Below are 17474 nucleotides of genomic sequence, written 5' to 3' on the forward strand. Positions count from 1 at the left end.
GAATGACTATGGAAAAAGTATTAGAAGTAAAAGACTTACAGATTTCTTTTGATACGTTTGCTGGAAAAGTAAATGCTATTCGTGGTGTGAGCTTTGAATTGTTCAAAGGGGAAACTCTTGCAATCGTAGGAGAATCTGGTAGTGGTAAATCAGTGACTACTAGAAGTATCATGCGATTATTGAGCAGTAATGCAAACATTGATAATGGAGAAATTCTGTTTAAAGGTGAAGATATCGTACACAAAACGGAAAAACAAATGCAAACCATTCGTGGGAAAGAAATTGCGATGATTTTCCAAGACCCAATGACATCATTGGATCCAACAATGCCGATCGGCAAGCAAGTAGCTGAATCGTTGATCAAACACAATAAAGTATCGAAAAAAGAAGGTCTTGATCAAGCATTAGAATTATTGAAATTAGTGGGAATTCCAAATGCTGAAAAACGTTTGAAAAATTACCCACATCAATTTTCAGGTGGACAACGTCAACGGATCGTGATCGCGATTGCATTGATTTGTTACCCAGAAGTTCTAATTGCGGATGAACCGACTACAGCTTTGGATGTAACGATTCAAGCTCAAATTTTAGAATTATTAAAAGACTTACAACAAAAAATCAGCACATCCATCATCTTTATCACTCATGATTTAGGGGTTGTAGCAAATGTTGCTGATCGTGTAGCAGTTATGTATGGCGGGCGTTTAGTAGAAGTGGGAACATCAGAAGAAATCTTCTATAATCCACAACATCCATATACGTGGGGGCTACTTGGATCAATGCCAACAATGGAAGGAACCGAAGATAAGCTATATGCGATTCCTGGTTCACCTCCTGATTTGTTAGATCCACCAAAAGGGGATGCTTTCTACCCTCGTAACGAATTTGCAATGAAGATCGATGCAGAAGAAGCACCACCTTATTTTGAAGTATCACCAACTCATAAAGCTGCAACGTGGTTATTAGCACCACAAGCACCAAAAATCACCCCTCCAGCTGAAATTGCAAGACGTTGGGCGATTTACGCTGAACGTCATAATACGACTGCAGGAGGCGTTAAATAATGAGTGAAAAAAGAAAAGTACTTTTAGATGTTAAAGGATTAAAACAATATTTTAACGTTGGTCGTCCTGACGAAGTAAGAGCGGTTGATGATATTAGTTTTCATATCTATGAAGGAGAAACTTTCGGATTAGTTGGCGAGTCTGGTAGTGGTAAATCAACGACTGGCCGTAGCGTGATCCGTTTATACGATCCTACTGATGGTGAAATCATTTTTGATGGAGATGATATCAGTAAAATTCGTTCAAAATCAGCAATGCAAGCATTTCGTCGTGAAGTGCAAATGATCTTCCAAGATCCATATGCTTCGTTGAATCCTAGAATGAAAGTCAATGATATTATCGCTGAAGGAATCGACATCAATCATTTAGCGAAAGATGCAGCTGAACGCGAATCAAAAGTCAACGAATTATTAAAAGTTGTTGGTCTTGACCCGAGTCATGGTACACGTTATCCACATGAGTTTTCAGGTGGACAACGTCAACGTATCGGGATTGCCAGAGCATTGGCTGTTGATCCACGCTTTATCATTTGTGATGAGCCAATTTCAGCATTGGACGTTTCAATCCAAGCGCAAGTAGTTAATTTATTGCAAGACTTGCAAAAAGATGCTGGTCTGACTTACTTGTTTATTGCCCATGATTTATCAATGGTTAAACATATTAGTGACCGTATCGGTGTGATGCATAGCGGAAGGTTATTGGAAATGGGTTCAAGTGATGATGTGTATAATTTTGGTGTACATCCGTATACAGAAAGTTTATTATCCGCTATCCCACTACCTGATCCAGATTATGAACGGACGCGTAAACGGATCGTCTATAAGCCGCAACCAGAAGACAATAAAGAACGTAAACTAAGAGAAATCACACCTGAGCATTATGTGTATTGTTCAGAAGATGAAGTTGACGTTTATCGCAAGAAAATTGAAGAGAAAAAAGCCCAAGCGAATCACGAGTAGTTTGGCAAACTAAATACTAGCTAAGAAAATCAATCTGTTTTTCTTAGCTAGCATTTTTAAAAGGTCAGATGAATGAACAAGTTTTCATTGTGACGTAATCATTTTGAACTAGCTTCGTGAGACAGCTCTCTCGGCAAGTAGATAAATATAGTGAAAGATAGAAACCATCTTTAAATATATTCCCTAACTTGCTCAAGAGCTAGACGTCTCATTCAGCTTTTTATTGGTAGGGTGGGATTTTAATGAAGGTGTTAAAAGCGTATAAATATAGGCTTTACCCTACTTCAATACAGGAAGAATTTATTAAAAAAACTTTTTCTTGTGTAAGGCTTGTGCATAATCTTTTGTTGCAGGAACGGATTCAGTTATATAAGCAGCTGAAGGAAAATCCTGATTTAAAAGTTAAGTTGCCAACACCTGCTCAATATAAAAAAGAGTATCCTTGTTTAAAGGAAGTGGATAGTTTAGCTTTATCGAACGCACAAGTTTATTTGGATCGAGCATTTAAAAAATTTCATAGAGAAAAGTCTATTGGTTTTCCTAAGTTGAAACAGAAGAAAGATTCCGTTTCCTCTTATACGACGAACAATCAAAATGGTACAGTAAAAATTATTGATGAAAAATATTTGAAAGTACCTAAGTTAAAATCGTTAGTGAAAATGAAAATGCATCGTCCGGTAATAGGGAAAATAAAGTCAGTAACGATTTCTTTGACTCCTAGTAATAAGTATTTTGCTTCAATTTTGTGTGAAGAGGAAATTCCAACGATCGAGAAGACGTATTCGGCGGTTGGCATAACCTTAGGTGCTTCTGAATTTGCGGTATTATCAAACGGTAGACGTATCGACAATGATAAATTTACGAAAGAATTTGAGCAGCGAATCACTAGAGAGGAACGAAAACTGACACGGCGTAAAGAAATTGCAAAAGCAAAAGGAACTGATCTTTCGCAACAAAAAAATTATCAGAAACAAAAGCTGAAAGTAGCAAAAATGCGGGAGAAGTTGATGAATCAGCGAATCGATTTTCTTAATAAGATTACGACAGAAATCGTTCGAAAGTATGATTTGATTTGCATAGAAGATATTCATCAAGCTGATTTTTATAGAAATAGTAAGCTGCATCGTGGTATCTCAGATGTTTCTTGGGCTTTATTTGTCTCAAAGCTTGAATATAAAGCTACATGGTATAACAAAAGAGTAATCAAGGTTTTAGCTTGCGGAAAATGTTCTGAACATTCAGAAAATAGGGTGAGTCAAATTTTTACTCAAGATATCAATGAGCAAAAAGGACTGCAAGATCCTGAGACCGCTGCTAGTATCAACGTATTGATCCAAGGATTGAAAAAAACAACAGGCAATTAACAAGTAAAGAACTGTAGGGACTACAGGGATAGCCTAGGGCATATAAGATAGATATAGCGTTTAGTCGATCATTTGTCTTTTTCTAGGAAATTTCTAGTTAATAGAAATAGTTCACTAATTATTAGTTAATGAAAAATAAAAAGTTGAACTTTATTCTTCTTATTTAGCCAGTCAATGGTTTGGATAAGATGAATAAAGTTTTTTGATGTGTTCTTCAAAAATATAGTACACTAATAGTGAATAGAAGTGAAAAGGAGGGAAACATGAAGGATTATCAAGCACTTGTTTTCTTTGATCTAGATGGAACGCTACTAGATAAAGAGTCACAAATATCCAAAGAGAATCACGAAGCCATTTTGGAACTAAAGAAAAAGAATAGTTTACCAATTATTGCTAGTGGACGATCGCCAAAGGAAATCAAGCAAATCATAGAAGGGACTCCAATTGATTCTTATGTAAGTTTAAATGGTCAATTTAATGTTGCGGAAAATCAGGTTGTCTCAAAACACGTATTTTCACTAACGCTGATTCAAGAATTGATGGCGCTTACGGAGGAGATGGGACATTCTTTGGCTTGTTATACCGAAGCGGAATATGCGGCTTGTTACTCAGATAATAGTATGAAAAAATTATATCATTTGGATAATGCACCAATGCCGCAAATTTCAACTGATTTTCATAAGACCCATGAGATTTATATGATGTATCTTTTTTCAGAACAACCAGAAAAGGATGCGTTGTACCGAGAAGCTTTTGCTGAACGTTTAACTTTTTTTAGAGATAGCCCTTATTCAATGGCAGTTGTCTTAAAAGGTCAGTCGAAAAAAGCTGGGATTTATCAAGTAATCGAAAGCTTAAAGTTAAGCCATGTGCCAACGTATGCATTTGGTGATGGTGAAAACGACTTAGGGATGTTTGAAGCCGTGCAAACAGCAATTGCAATGGACAACGCTTCGACATATGTAAAGAGCCAAGCAGATTTTATCACAAAATCTCATGTGGATAATGGGATTCAATTTGGATTAACTCATTTTGGATTACTAGACTGAAGGGAAGTAAAAAAATGACAGTAAAAATGATTGCAGTAGACATGGATGGAACATTTTTGAACAGTCAACAAGATTACGATCGCGAAACGTTTAATCAGTTGTACCGACAAATGAAGCAGCAAGACATCCGTTTTGTTATCGCTAGCGGGAACCAATACTACCAGCTTAAATCTTTCTTTCCAGAAATTGCTGAGGAATTGTCATTTGTAGCAGAAAATGGCGCTTATGTGGTTAGTGAAGGGAAAGAAATATTCACAGGTGAAATTGATCCGAATGTGATCCAAGAAGTATTAACTATTTTAGCTGGTTTTAAAGAAGGTCATACCATTCTTTGCGGTAAAAATAGTGCCTATGTTGCGGCATCTGAACCAGATACTTTTGTTGAACATGGTAGAAAATATTATCATCGACTGAAAAAAGTGGCAAATTTAACTGAAGTTAGAGAAGATACCTTGTTTAAGTTTGCTTTGAGTTTCCCTGTTGAACAAGTAGGCGCGGTGCTAGAACAGTTGCATCTAGCTTTAGGAGATAAAGTTATCCCTGTTTCTAGTGGTCATGGGGATGTTGATTTGATTATCCCTGGAATTCACAAAGCCCATGGATTATTACAACTTCAAGAATTATGGGGCATAAAAAATCATGAAATAGCTGCTTTTGGAGATAGTGGGAATGATTTGGAAATGTTAAAACATGCGCATTATAGTTATGCGATGAGTAATGGTCAGCCAAAAGTAAAAGTAGCAGCCAAAGAAATTATTTTATCGAATGATGAAAATGGTGTACTCATAAAAATAGCTGAACTAATTGAAAACTAAAAAAAATAAATAGAGTTGAAGCAGAAATGATGAGCTCGGCACTTCTGCTTTAACTTTAAAAAAGGTATTGACAAAAAACAATAAATAGCATATACTATTAAAGTTGAGAAATGAAAGCAGAAGCACCCGCTTCTCGCCTTAGTTGACAGTGTCACTGGGCTGGATATTGGATTCTATATATCGATTGATATGAGTCTGAAAATCGCGGGATCTGTATACAGAGCCTGTTTTTTATTGTGTTTTCACAATAGCACAGACTTTGATAAAAAGAGTTTCAGCATTGATTTTCTCTAAAAAACTTGGAGGTGAATGACCATAGCAAAGGATATGATGGTGAACGACGGCATTCGTGCACGCGAGTTACGTTTGATCGGACAAGACGGTGAACAATTAGGTGTGAAAACAAAAGTGGAAGCATTACAAATCGCTGAAACGGCCAACTTGGACTTAGTTCTAGTAGCACCTACTGCAAAACCCCCTGTTGCGCGAATCATGGATTACGGTAAATTCCGTTTTGAAACGCAAAAGAAAGAGCGTGAAGCTCGTAAGAAACAAAAAGTGATCAACGTTAAAGAAGTTCGTTTAAGTCCAACAATTGACGTAAATGACTTTAATACAAAACTTCGTAATGCGCGTAAATTCTTAGAAAAAGGCGACAAAGTGAAAGCTTCGATCCGTTTCAAAGGCCGTGCCATTACCCACAAAGAAATTGGTCAGAAAGTTCTTGATCGCTTAGCTGAAGAAACTGCAGATATCGCTACAGTGGAACAAAAAGCGAAAATGGACGGACGCAGCATGTTTCTAACGCTGGCACCGAAGAATGAAAATTAAGCTAACAAGCTGATAACTAGTGAAACAAATTTTTTAGGATGCTTGTTCAACTTTTTCAACTAATTTAGTTGAACTGTATGCGAAATGAAAATGTAGGAGGAAAATTAGTCATGCCAAAACAAAAAACACACCGCGGATCAGCAAAACGTTTCAAACGTACTGGTAACGGCGGGTTAAAAAGATTCCGTGCGTTTACAAGTCACCGTTTCCACGGTAAAACAAAAAAACAACGTCGTCAATTGCGTAAAGCAGGAATGGTCTCATCAGGCGATTTCAAACGTATTCGTCAACAATTAGCAAGAATGAAGTAAAAAGCTGAATGAGCTTGATTAGCATTGACTGAAAAATAGGAAAATAGGAGGGTGGAGCTTTATACCACAATCAGATTTTATCTTTTTTCCGAAAAGCTAGCTCATGAAGGTAGCTTGAGAACGCTGAAAAAATTCTTGTCACAACTTAGCAATTAAAATAACTCAAAGAGACAACAGATATTTAGGAGGAATTAACCATGGCACGTGTTAAAGGTGGCGTAGTAGCCCGTAAACGTCGTAAAAAGATTCTTAAGTTAGCGAAAGGCTATTATGGATCAAAACATACATTATTTAAAACAGCACAAGAACAAGTAATGAAATCATACAGTTATGCATACAGAGATCGTCGTCAAAAGAAACGTGATTTCCGTAAATTATGGATTGCACGTATCAACGCAGCAGCTCGTATGAATGGCTTGAGCTATTCTAAATTGATGCACGGTTTGAAATTGGCAGAGATTGATATCAATCGCAAAATGTTAGCAGAATTAGCAGTGAACGATGCAGCAGCATTTACAGCATTAGCTGACCAAGCTAAAGGTGCTTTAGCTAAATAATTAAAACAATTACCTAATAATGTTTATCCCTACTCATTTGAGTAGGGATTTTTTTATGATTCCATTCTTTAACCCCAAGATACTCTATCCTTTCACATACTCTAAACAAGTTATGAATGAAATACTACAGTCTGCGCAGGAAACGTTTTCATTAGATGCTTCACTAGATATAATCTTGTTGTGATTAGGGGAACGATTGATCATAAAAATCAGTATCCTCTAAAGAGCAAGGAGGAAAAAATGTGAAAAAGCTAAAAATGACTAAAAAGAAACTTGCACTACTAGGAGGCTGGCTTGCAGTTGTCGCACTAATTTATCTTTATCTATTCAATCATGGCAAGACGAGTGGCGATAATCCATCATTTGGGATCAATGTACAATTTTTAGTTGGCTGGATAACTAAAATAATTATCGTATTAGCCTTCTCATTAGTCGTCTATTCTATTTATAGAATTGTCAAGATTCGCAAAACAAGGAAGATTTTATATGTTTTATCCTGCTTATTATTAGTGGTACTAGTTATCTTCAATGTAGCGGTCAATCAATATGCAATGATTATCAATACTTATTTTTCAGCTTCCCAAATCGATCAATCCGAAGTAAAGAAAACAAAAGAACAAGCTATGGCCTTAACTGAAAAAGTAGCAGGAGAAGGTTCTGTTCTTTTAGAAAACAAAAATGAAACGTTACCCTTACAAGAAAAAAATGTAAATGTATTTGGCTATGCTTCTAGAAACGTGGTTTATGGTGGAACAGGTTCTGGCGGTGGGAAAGAAGATAACAATATTGATTTACAAAAAGAACTAGAAAATGCCGGATTCAAAGTAAATGACCAATTAACTAAATTCTATGATGAACGCTATGTTCCTAGAGAAAAGGTCAACATTCATAAATTGGTTGGTGGCGATTTTAATATTCATGAGCCAAAAGTGAGTGAATATAGTGAATCATTTATACAATCAGCAAAAGAATTTAGTAATACAGCATTAGTCGTTTTTTCTAGAAATAGTGGTGAGGGTGCTGATATTATCAATGAAATGAAAGAGTATACTGGTGGTACAAAAGGCAAGCACTACCTAGAACTTTCTGATGATGAAACAGCAATCCTTGATTTAGCTAAAGAAAATTTTGACAAAGTAGTTGTCCTTCTAAACTCATCATTTCCAATGGAACTTGGCTTTTTAGAAGATGAAAAGATTGATGGTGCTCTATGGATCGGCGGACCTGGTTCAACGGGCTTTAATGCAGTGGGAAAAATTCTTGCTGGACAGCTCAATCCTTCTGGTCGCTTAGTTGATACGTATGCCTATGACGAAACAAGCGCCCCATCCTTTAATAACATTGGCGAATTCCCGTACTCCAATTCAGAATTTGATTACGAAAAAGATACTTGGCATTATAAATATGTAGATTATGCTGAATCAATTTATGTAGGTTATCGCTATTATGAAACACGTTACATCAATAATGAAACTGGTAAGATGGATGAAGCCGCCTATGATAAAGCAGTCCAATATCCGTTTGGCTATGGCTTGTCCTATACAGATTTTAAACAAGAAATTTCCGATTTCAAACTAGATGGCAAGGAAATCAAAATGACGGTAAAAGTTACTAATACTGGGAAGCGATCAGGCAAAGATGTCGTGCAATTGTACTACACGCCACCGTATACTGTTGGCGGACTTGAAAAATCTCATGTAGTATTATCTGGATTTGCCAAAACAAAAGAATTAGAACCAAATCAATCAGAAGAGCTTAACTTAACATTTGATGTAGAAGATATGGCAAGTTATGATGAAAAACAAAATAAAGCCTATGTGCTTGAAAAAGGAACGTACAACATTCATTTGATGAATAATGCGCATGATATCATTGATTCAAAAAAGTATGAAGTAGCACAAGATATTGTCTTTAATAAAGAAAATAAACGTGAAAGTGACCAGCTTGCAGCAACAAACCAGTTTGAGGAGGCCAAAGGTGATGTTCAATATGTTTCTCGTTGGGATTGGGAAGGAACGATGCCAAAAGAAATGGCAAAACCAAGAGTTGCCTCTGAAGAGCTATTGAACGCCTTGAAAGATCAAAGTGTGAAGGAAGAAGAAGCTGAGCCGATTAAATTTAAAAAATCTGGATTAGAATTATATGATTTAAAGGGGCAAATCAATTATGGAAAGGTTTTTTTCTTAATAAAAAAGTGAGAAAATCACAAGATTTAACCAAGTTTGAAAGGAATTTAGAAGGTGAGAGAAGAAAATAAAATAGTTCAAATGTTCAAAAAATGGAAGGCAAAGTATCCTGAAATATATGAGTTTCTCTTGTTTAATATAATGAGTAATGTTGCGACTGTTACGAATTTTGCTGTATTATGGGCGAGCTCCGGACTGTTGCCACTGTTCATTGAAAATACAGCTTTTCAATGGTTTATTTTTGATTATCCAACTTCTGAAGGTGGACGAGTTGGTTTTGTCAGTTTTCTAATTGCCTATGTTTGTGCACAAATCGTGAATTTCGTGGTGCAAAGAAACGTTGTTTTTGGCTCTACGAATAAAATAGGTAAGTCTTTACCGTGGTATGTTTTAATAGTTGTTGTGGCTGGAATTATTTCTATTTGGCTGCCACCCCATGTGATAGGGTCAATAAAACCTGTAGTGGGAGATTTTGCACCGACTATTGCTAATGTTGTAAATATCATCATCCAAGTGGTGATCATTTACCCAATGATGAAATTTGTGATAATGAAGAAGGAATAAAAATGAAAATATTAAGTGTAGTTGTCCCAGCTTATAATTCAGAAGATTATCTGCATCGTGCTGTTGATTCGCTACTAAGTGGAGCCGGCGATGTAGAGATCATTATTGTGAATGATGGTTCAACGGATAAAACAGAAGAAATTGCCAATCAATATCAGGAAGCCTATCCAGATACAGTCAAAGTGGTTCATCAGAAAAATGGTGGACATGGAGACGCGGTAACAACTGGATTATATGCTGCTACGGGTCGTTATTTTAAAGTGGTAGATAGTGATGATTGGGTCAATGAATCAGCCTATCAACGCGTTATAAAACAATTAAAACAATTAACGAATAATCGACAAGTCGATATGTTGGTAACGAACTATGTTTATGAAAAAGTTGGAGCTTTCCACAAAAAACGAGTGACCTATAAACGAGCTATCCCGGAAAATAAAGTGTTTGGTTGGAATGAGACCAAACTTCGCCAAGGTAACTATTTATTAGTGCACTCGATTATCTTTAAGACAGATCTATTAAAACGGATCAATCTTCATTTACCTCGACATACTTTTTATGTCGATAACTTATTTGTTTTTGAGCCGATGCACTATGTTAAAAGAATTTATTATTTGAACGTTGATTTTTATCGTTATTTTATTGGTAGAGAAGATCAATCAGTGAATGAAAACAAAATGATTGAACAAATCGATCAGCAACTTTTTGTCAATAAAAAAATGATTGAACTATATAGCTCTAATCAGGTAGAAGATGAATCATGTCGACAGTATCTTTTCCAGTTTTTAGAAATCGTCACTACAGTTTCTTCTGTTTTGGCGTTGAAGAGTAATACCGAAGAGGATCTTTGGAAAAAAGAAATGTTATGGAACTATATAGAAATACTTGATCCTGATTTGTATGCTCAGTTAAGAAAGCGATTTTTAGGTGCTTTACTATCAAGAAAGGGCTTTGGTATTCGCTACTTTGTTTTGCGGATTTATAAAACGTGTCAAAGAATTTATGGGTTTAATTAGAATGACCTGTTTATATAACCGAGTGTCTTAGGAACATGCAACCTTCTTGTTGCTCTATTTTACTACTTCCTCATAGTTTGGTATGATGAATGAAATCAGTAAAAATATAGTTAAAAAAAGGGAGTAATGAGATGGGATATGTTAAAAAGTTTTTTGTTTTAGTTGGGCTATTTTTAGTAAGCCAAATGGGGATGTTCATATTTAGTTTTGCTAAAGGAGCTTCCTTAGCGATGGGCAATGCCCAGTTATCATTGTTTGCAGCGATTGTACTGATGTTGGTAATTATTGGGAATATTTGGCTGCTGGTGTTTTTAGGGGGAAAGTTAGGTTTTTTAAACTTAAAATTTGATTTTTTTACTAAGAAAAATGTTGGGATTATTTTAGGCGGCTTTGTTTTAGCACGAGTGATTGCAATTGGAGGAACACTTTTATTAAATACCCAAGGATCAGAAACAACTGCAAATGACGCAGCGATTCAAATGATATTTACCGGAGAAAATCCTTTGTTGATCATATTATTGCTTGGAATTTCAGCACCAATTATGGAAGAAATTGTTTTTAGAGGCGGAATCATTGGCTATTGGCTAGAAAAAATTCCAGTAGTTGCTATTGCGATTAGTTCGATTGCATTTGGTTTGGTTCACGGACCGACAAACCTAATTAGCTTTTTGATTTATGGATTGATGGGCTTGATCATGTCGGTGGCTTATTACAAAACGCAACGGTTAGAAGTCAGTATAGCCATTCACTTTTTAAATAATATTTTAGCAGCGATTGTGATAGCACTTGGGATGGTTTAGAGGAATAAAGATAGTAAAAAAGCGAAAAATCAGGAATTGATTCTTCGCTTTTTTGATTGTACTTATTTAAACCCCTTCCGTAATTTCAATTTCTAATGTCTTATCACTAGTTGCTACTCCTTCCATCTCAACCTTATAAGCTTTTAAATCTTCCATTTTAAAGAACGGGTAATACAATCCAAAACTCAACAAAATTTGAACGATTTGCAAAACAGCTCCCCGCCAGCCGCTAACCATCAATCCTGCAATCACAGGTGGCATGGTCCATGGTAGATTAACCCCATTGGTCAATGGGACAATTCCAGTGGCCATGGCTGTATACGCAAGGATACACATCAACAGTGGTGCAATCACAAAGGGAATTAGCATCATTGGATTTAGCACGATCGGGATCCCGAAAACCAAAGGCTCATTAATATTAAATATTGCTGGCGCAAATGACAATTTTCCTAAAGTTTTGAACTGAACTGACTTTGCAAAGAAGAGACAAGCGATGGCCAATCCAATCGTTGCACTGGAGCCACCAAGTTTGACAAAATTACTATAAAACTGATAATTGACAATATTTGGTAATGGTTCACCAGCAGCAAAGGCTTGCGCATTTTCTACAGTCAGCGCGATCCAAATTGGCTGCATTACAGCACCAACAATATTCGAACCGTGGATACCAAATGACCATAGTAATGCTTCAAACAATAAAATAATCAACGTTGCTGGAAGTGAACTGCCTAATGCCAAGAGTGGCGTTTGCAAAACTTCAAAAATAAAATTTTGAGCCGTTTCATATGATGTAAACGTAAAACCAATTCGTATCAGATTAAATATAATTACGACAAAAAATCCCGGAATCAATGCAGAAAACGATTTTGCCACATTTGAGGGAACAGACTCCGGCATCTTGATCGTCCAGCCCTTTTGAACGACCCAACGGAAAATTTCAGCCGCTAAGATTGCTGTGATCATACCGACAAATAGACCAGATGCCCCGAAGTTACTTAAGGGTAAAAAAGAACCGTTTTCGGTTGCTGTGATCGGTGTTAAGATCAGAAAACCAACAAGAGCAATTGCTTGAGTTGAACCTCTATCAACAGAGTAGTATTTTGCCATTTCACTCGCAATACCCAAAATAACAAATAAGGTCATCGCATTCATCGTCATGTTGTTGACTTGAAGAAACAAAGACATCCAATCTTTACCTAAAACGGACTCCATAAACTGAATATAGGGCTTTATTGGCAATTGTGTAACAAGTAAGAACATCGAACCAATAATTAATAATGGCATGGCCACAAAAAAACCGTTTTTGATGGCAGAAAGATAACGATTTGAATCAAGTTTATAAGCGACCGGTCCAATTTTAGCTTGTAGTTTTTCTAAGAAAGTATTCATACTACTCCTCCTTTATTTTACGCTAGTTGATTTGAAAACCCTTACATTTTTTTGTAAAAAAACAATTCCCTCGCCTTTTAGTAAAAATAAAGAGGGGTAACCTTATTCTAGCGGATAGATTTGTTAAAATCAACTCAATTTGAGCAGTTATCTAGATAAAAAGATTTATTTATTTCAGATTACTCTGTGTTAACCGCAAAACAGTGTATTTAAAAAGAACTCGCCTTTTTAAATACACTGCTGTATTGAAATGCACAATTTTTACAAGATTCCGCGTATTAAGATAAGCAGGATCATGTGTACTGGATAAAATAAATAGAACCCCCATTTGACCCAATTTGGAGAGTAACCACGTTGTCCATTATAATTTAAAAGCAATGGAATAGTCATCAGAATACCAAGACCTGAAAGTAATTCATACCAAGGAACGGAGCTTGGTGCAATCATGTAAACGATCAACATCAATAAAAATAAGAAGCCTGTAGCATAAATAGGCGGGATGATTTTCTTTAATTTAACATCTTGAATACGATAAAATCCAAAAATAATCAAAACGCCAATTAAATTCCAGTCAGACATGATCGTTGCAAGTGAAAAGATGATCACCAATAAGACGTGAATAGCTATATTTTTGGTTCGATCGTATAAAGTAATCAATAGAAGTCCCATTAAAAGTGTAAAGAAAATATTATTGACTAATTCTGTCAAAGCAAAAGGGTAACCTGGATAAAATAAGACGTGGAATGGATAGATTGAAATAAGCCAAAATAAGCCTAAGCGTGCGGCATATTTTTTTATATTTCTCGTATAATGAAACCCTTCGACGAGTAAATAGGCCATGATAGGAAACGTCAGCTTTCCAATAAATTCTGTAAAGAAAAATAGTTGGTCTGAATACTCATAAACCCTAAAACCACTTCCAATATGATTAAGTAACATAGCAACAATCGCAATCACTTTTAAGTGAAATGCATCTAATTTTTTATTCATAAAATAATTCCCCCAAACTTTATGATTCAAAAATAACATAAGTAATTTGAAAAAGAGTGGGACTTTAGTTGGATTATTCAGTCAGACTTTTTGCGTTTGTTTTATGTAGAATACTCTAAACTGCTTGTTATGTAGCACTTTTTTCAGATTTAGATTTTTACATCGTGTAAAAAGAATGATATATTATTCTTATAAAGGAAGAGTAGCCACTGTTTTTAGTTAGACTTTGAACAAAACTATTTAGCTCTTGAAATGAAAGGAGGACGAAGATGAAAGAAGAACAAAGATTCGGCATCATGAAAAAATATGTTAATTGGGTGTTAGATATTGTTTTGGGCGTACTAGCACTACTTATTTTAATTTTTATGATACGTCAATTGATTGATATCGGTACGTTTATCAATAAACCGATGACGCCTAAAAACTTATCGATCGTCATGCAGGAAGTTGTAGCATTTTTCATGTTATTTGAGTTTATTATGATGGTGATCCGCTATATTCAAGAAGGGCATCATATTCCAATCCGGTATTTGATCCTGATTTGTATTACAGCTATTTTAAGACAATTGATGGTATTACACGGTGATGCTGTACAGACGCTATTATTATCAGTATCGATTTTATCACTGGTTATTGTGTTATTTGTGCTTAATTTAAGTGGTAACAAATCTTATGTTGGATTTAAATCCCATGCAGATGATAGACAGGAAATAAAATAATCCAGTAAAAAAAGTCACTCGAATGCTTTTCGAGTGACTTTTTACTATTTAAATTCCTAATAAAAAGATCAGTGCAATTGCTAAAACCACTTGAATAACACCAACTGATAGACCGTAAATCAAAAAACGTTTTCCTTCTTTGAAGAATTTTTGAAAATCTAAACGTAGACCAATTGCAGCTAACGCTGTGATTTCAAACCAACCGCTAAAGAAATGGGCTGTTTGGCTTAATTCTACAGGCAAATGAATCAAACTATTGATCACACAAAATAGTACGAATCCCACAACATACCAAGGTAAGGCGGAGCTTTTTTTCTTAGGTGCTATTTCTGTAGTTGTAGTAATCGGTGATCTTTGCTGCTTAAATCGACCAAAAAGGTAAACAACGACTACAAGCATCATGATCCGCATGATTTTGAACAACATAGCAAGCTCTACCACTTCTCCGTTGATCATACTGGCACTTGCAACGACTTGTCCAACTGATTGTAGAATCCCACCGATCAACGCGCTTTTTGTCAGAATGTCAGTCCCGTAGACAATGGAGCCGATAATTGGTAACAGTAGCATTAAAATAGTTCCTAGTAAATTGACTAGGGTAATGATCTGTCCTTTTTCTTCTTCTTTTGCATGAATCGCAGGTGCAATCGATGCAATTGCTGAAGAACCACAAACTGCATTTCCACCAGCCATCAATAAGGACATGTTATCTGAAAACTGCATTTTTTTACCAAGAAAATAAGAAGCAATGATCGTTAAAGCCATTTGTAAAAGGACAAAAATACCTCCTTTGATCCCGATTTGTGCGATGGTCTGAAACGTCACTGTGGCACCTAATAAAACAACTGAGAATTCTAATAGCTTGCCTTCAGCAATTTTCGTCCCTTTTTCCAATACTGGATTTTTTAAAAAAGTATTTCCAAGTAAGATACCCAGCAAGATCGCAATCGTTGCTGCACCTAAAGTCGGTAGCCAAATCGCAATGATTTTGCTAATAACGGCGACCACAAAAGCGGTGAGCAATCCAGGTAAAATGACCATTGTTTTTGTTAGATAAGTTCTTGTAACATTATTATTTTTCACTAAAATATTCATCTTCTTTCCATGTTTATCTCTCTACAAATCTAGTATAACGAAATTATTTGCATTTGAGAAATAAATAGTTAAAATAATATCTATAATGAAAATGAATGGAAAGGGTCTCTATGTTTAAATTACTGAAAACATTTCGTGCTGTTTATGAAACAAAAAATTTTTCAAAAGCTGCAGAACGTTTATTTATTTCACAACCAGCTGTTTCGAATCAAATCAAATTATTGGAAGAAGAGCTTGATATTCAGCTGTTTGTACGAAATGGTCGGCAAGAAATCATTACGACCAAACAAGCGGATATTTTATACAATCATTTGCTTAATTTGTCTGACGATTGGGAAGACGTTGTGCAAGCCTTACGAGTGCAAACAAATCCTAGAGAAACTTGTAGGATCATTGCTTCAAATACATTTGCAGTTTATTATCTACCAGAATTGATCAATCAATTGATCCAGCGCTTTCCAGAAGTCTCATTTATTTTGGATATGGATAATTCTGAGCGTGTACTAGATGGAATAGAGAAGCACCAAGCCCATTTTGGTTTTATTGAAAAACCTCTAATCACCGATTTAATCATTCGTCAAGAGATTTTGGCTGATGAATTAGTGCATGCTGGTGATTTTTCAAAAGATTTATGGCTAGTTCGAGAGGAAAATTCTGGAGTATTTCATTATACTGATCGCTACTTTTTGGCACATAACTTAAATCCTCAAAAAATGATCATCAAAAATAATGAAATGATTGTTAGATGTTTAGAGCAGGGGATCGGCCAGTCAATTATTTCCAAACGAGCGTTGACCAAAAACTTGAACTGGCGCTCACTAGGGCAAGAATATAAGAGGAATTTTTACTTTATTAAAAGACAACATATTGAATCTAGTCAGTTACGTGAAATCGAGTGTTTTATTCATCAATACTATCAGGAAAATTAGTTCAAAAATAGAAAAAAGCTAGTATACTTTTTTTGTGTCATAATATAGTCATTTTAATGAAACAAAACGGGTACCTTGTGCTATCTTAATAAGAGATTATTTATTCAGAAAATAACCAGTATATTTTGTGTAGGTATTTCGCGGTAAAAAACATAATAGAGTATATCTAGGCCAGGAGAGAACCTTGTGGAAACATTTTTATGGAATATTCAGCTAGAAGAATATGTTGCAACTGTAGATCAAACAATAAAAGTTGATCAAGAATACATCGACTATTACTGCAAGCTATCTAAAGAAGCGAATCAACTCGTTGAGAAAATAAATGCTGAGACACTAGCGTTAACGTTACCAAAATTAATGGCAATCGATGAAAAATGCACATTGATTATTTTTTATATCTTTAATGGCTATGCTTTGGCAGAGGATACGGCAAATGCTACGATTCAATTGATCGAACAAGAATGCAAAAAAACACATAGAGAAAAGTACATTTTTGATATGCCGGAATATGAAACTTGGTCGATTTCTCAAAGAATTATCTAAACGGTCTATTTATTATTACATAGGAGTTCGATGAATCGTACTAAAGTGAAGTGTAAAAAAAATATTGAGGTTATTTTGGAAAAACATGACTAGCCAATGGGGTTAGTTGTGTTTTTTTGTCTTTTAAAAAGAAATAATATTTCTTTTTTGGAAAAATAAAATTAATTATTGAAATTAGATTTCAATCATGGTGTGATTTGTTTGTAGAAAGAAAACGCATTCTTTTTTGCTTTGAAATATAGTGAATGAAGTGAACTGATGTTGAAAAGTACAAGGTGAAGCGAGGGGGAACGTTG

18 protein-coding genes and 1 other annotated feature are annotated in these 17474 nt (G+C 35.4%); of the genes, 15 read left to right on the forward strand and 3 right to left on the reverse strand.

The annotated features are described in order from the left end of the window. Window positions 1–2 precede the first annotated feature (2 nt). From opp1D to A5866_RS14315, 12 genes are all read left to right on the forward strand, one after another. A complete protein-coding gene (gene opp1D / locus A5866_RS14260; RefSeq protein ID WP_086279820.1) occupies window positions 3–1064 on the forward strand; it encodes an oligopeptide ABC transporter ATP-binding protein Opp1D in 1062 nt (353 codons plus the stop codon). Next, window positions 1064–2023, forward strand: a complete 960-nt coding sequence (locus tag A5866_RS14265; protein ID WP_010771136.1) for an ABC transporter ATP-binding protein — start codon at window positions 1064–1066, stop codon at window positions 2021–2023. Before opp1D ends, A5866_RS14265 begins: the two co-directional genes overlap by 1 nt. A 242-nt stretch (window positions 2024–2265) precedes the next feature. Continuing rightward, window positions 2266–3387 (forward strand): RNA-guided endonuclease TnpB family protein, encoded by a 1122-nt coding sequence (locus tag A5866_RS14270; RefSeq protein WP_086279823.1) that lies wholly within the window; start codon window positions 2266–2268, stop codon window positions 3385–3387. Between the two features lie 263 nt (window positions 3388–3650). Further along, the gene (locus A5866_RS14275; RefSeq protein WP_086279826.1) at window positions 3651–4436 is read left to right on the forward strand and encodes a Cof-type HAD-IIB family hydrolase; all 786 of its coding nucleotides are present in this window, start codon (window positions 3651–3653) and stop codon (window positions 4434–4436) included. Between the two features lie 14 nt (window positions 4437–4450). Then, window positions 4451–5251, forward strand: a complete 801-nt coding sequence (locus A5866_RS14280; protein WP_086279828.1) for a Cof-type HAD-IIB family hydrolase — start codon at window positions 4451–4453, stop codon at window positions 5249–5251. A 108-nt stretch (window positions 5252–5359) separates the two neighbouring features. Next, window positions 5360–5492: a sequence feature (ribosomal protein L20 leader region), on the forward strand. Window positions 5493–5560: 68 nt separating this feature from the next. Continuing rightward, complete coding sequence (gene infC / locus A5866_RS14285) at window positions 5561–6082, forward strand: translation initiation factor IF-3 (protein ID WP_010763961.1); 522 nt, start codon at window positions 5561–5563, stop codon at window positions 6080–6082. Window positions 6083–6192: 110 nt separating this feature from the next. Continuing rightward, on the forward strand, window positions 6193–6393 hold the full coding sequence (rpmI, locus tag A5866_RS14290; protein WP_010762697.1) for a 50S ribosomal protein L35: 201 nt from the start codon (window positions 6193–6195) through the stop codon (window positions 6391–6393). 197 nt (window positions 6394–6590) lie between these two features. Beyond that, window positions 6591–6950: a 50S ribosomal protein L20 gene (gene rplT / locus A5866_RS14295; RefSeq protein WP_086279831.1), complete on the forward strand. Its 360-nt coding sequence runs from the start codon at window positions 6591–6593 to the stop codon at window positions 6948–6950. Window positions 6951–7192: 242 nt separating this feature from the next. Next, window positions 7193–9148, forward strand: coding sequence for a glycoside hydrolase family 3 C-terminal domain-containing protein (locus tag A5866_RS14300; RefSeq protein WP_254907596.1), 1956 nt, complete (start codon window positions 7193–7195; stop codon window positions 9146–9148). A 69-nt stretch (window positions 9149–9217) separates the two neighbouring features. After that, complete coding sequence (locus A5866_RS14305) at window positions 9218–9700, forward strand: hypothetical protein (protein ID WP_176332631.1); 483 nt, start codon at window positions 9218–9220, stop codon at window positions 9698–9700. A gap of 2 nt (window positions 9701–9702) precedes the next feature. Beyond that, window positions 9703–10713: a glycosyltransferase family 2 protein gene (locus A5866_RS14310; protein WP_086445044.1), complete on the forward strand. Its 1011-nt coding sequence runs from the start codon at window positions 9703–9705 to the stop codon at window positions 10711–10713. Between the two features lie 131 nt (window positions 10714–10844). Further along, the gene (locus tag A5866_RS14315; RefSeq protein ID WP_086445043.1) at window positions 10845–11513 is read left to right on the forward strand and encodes a CPBP family intramembrane glutamic endopeptidase; all 669 of its coding nucleotides are present in this window, start codon (window positions 10845–10847) and stop codon (window positions 11511–11513) included. A 66-nt stretch (window positions 11514–11579) separates the two neighbouring features. Here A5866_RS14315 and celB read toward each other — a convergent pair whose 3' ends face one another. Both celB and A5866_RS14325 read right to left on the reverse strand, forming a co-directional pair. Then, a complete protein-coding gene (gene celB, locus A5866_RS14320; protein WP_086445042.1) occupies window positions 11580–12902 on the reverse strand; it encodes a PTS cellobiose transporter subunit IIC in 1323 nt (440 codons plus the stop codon). Between the two features lie 261 nt (window positions 12903–13163). Further along, window positions 13164–13892 (reverse strand): TraX family protein, encoded by a 729-nt coding sequence (locus tag A5866_RS14325; RefSeq protein ID WP_086445041.1) that lies wholly within the window; start codon window positions 13890–13892, stop codon window positions 13164–13166. A gap of 269 nt (window positions 13893–14161) precedes the next feature. Here A5866_RS14325 and psiE point away from each other — a divergent pair, with 269 nt between their 5' ends. Next, window positions 14162–14611: a phosphate-starvation-inducible protein PsiE gene (psiE, locus tag A5866_RS14330; RefSeq protein ID WP_086279849.1), complete on the forward strand. Its 450-nt coding sequence runs from the start codon at window positions 14162–14164 to the stop codon at window positions 14609–14611. 48 nt (window positions 14612–14659) lie between these two features. On the opposite strand, the gene A5866_RS14335 is transcribed toward psiE, so the two are convergent. Further along, entirely contained in the window at window positions 14660–15706 is a 1047-nt protein-coding gene (locus tag A5866_RS14335; RefSeq protein ID WP_086279852.1) for a YeiH family protein, read from the reverse strand. Window positions 15707–15816: 110 nt separating this feature from the next. On the opposite strand from A5866_RS14335, the gene A5866_RS14340 reads away from it, so the two are divergent. Together A5866_RS14340 and A5866_RS14345 are read left to right on the forward strand one after the other, a co-directional pair. Then, window positions 15817–16635: a LysR family transcriptional regulator gene (locus tag A5866_RS14340; protein WP_086445040.1), complete on the forward strand. Its 819-nt coding sequence runs from the start codon at window positions 15817–15819 to the stop codon at window positions 16633–16635. A gap of 186 nt (window positions 16636–16821) precedes the next feature. Continuing rightward, window positions 16822–17178 carry a DUF7006 family protein gene (locus A5866_RS14345; protein WP_086445039.1) on the forward strand — a complete coding sequence of 119 codons (357 nt, stop codon included), beginning with the start codon at window positions 16822–16824 and terminating at the stop codon, window positions 17176–17178. Window positions 17179–17474: the final 296 nt, after the last annotated feature.

It is taken from the genome of Enterococcus sp. 12C11_DIV0727 (assembly GCF_002148425.2).
Classification (GTDB): Bacteria; Bacillota; Bacilli; order Lactobacillales; family Enterococcaceae; genus Enterococcus_L; species Enterococcus_L lemimoniae.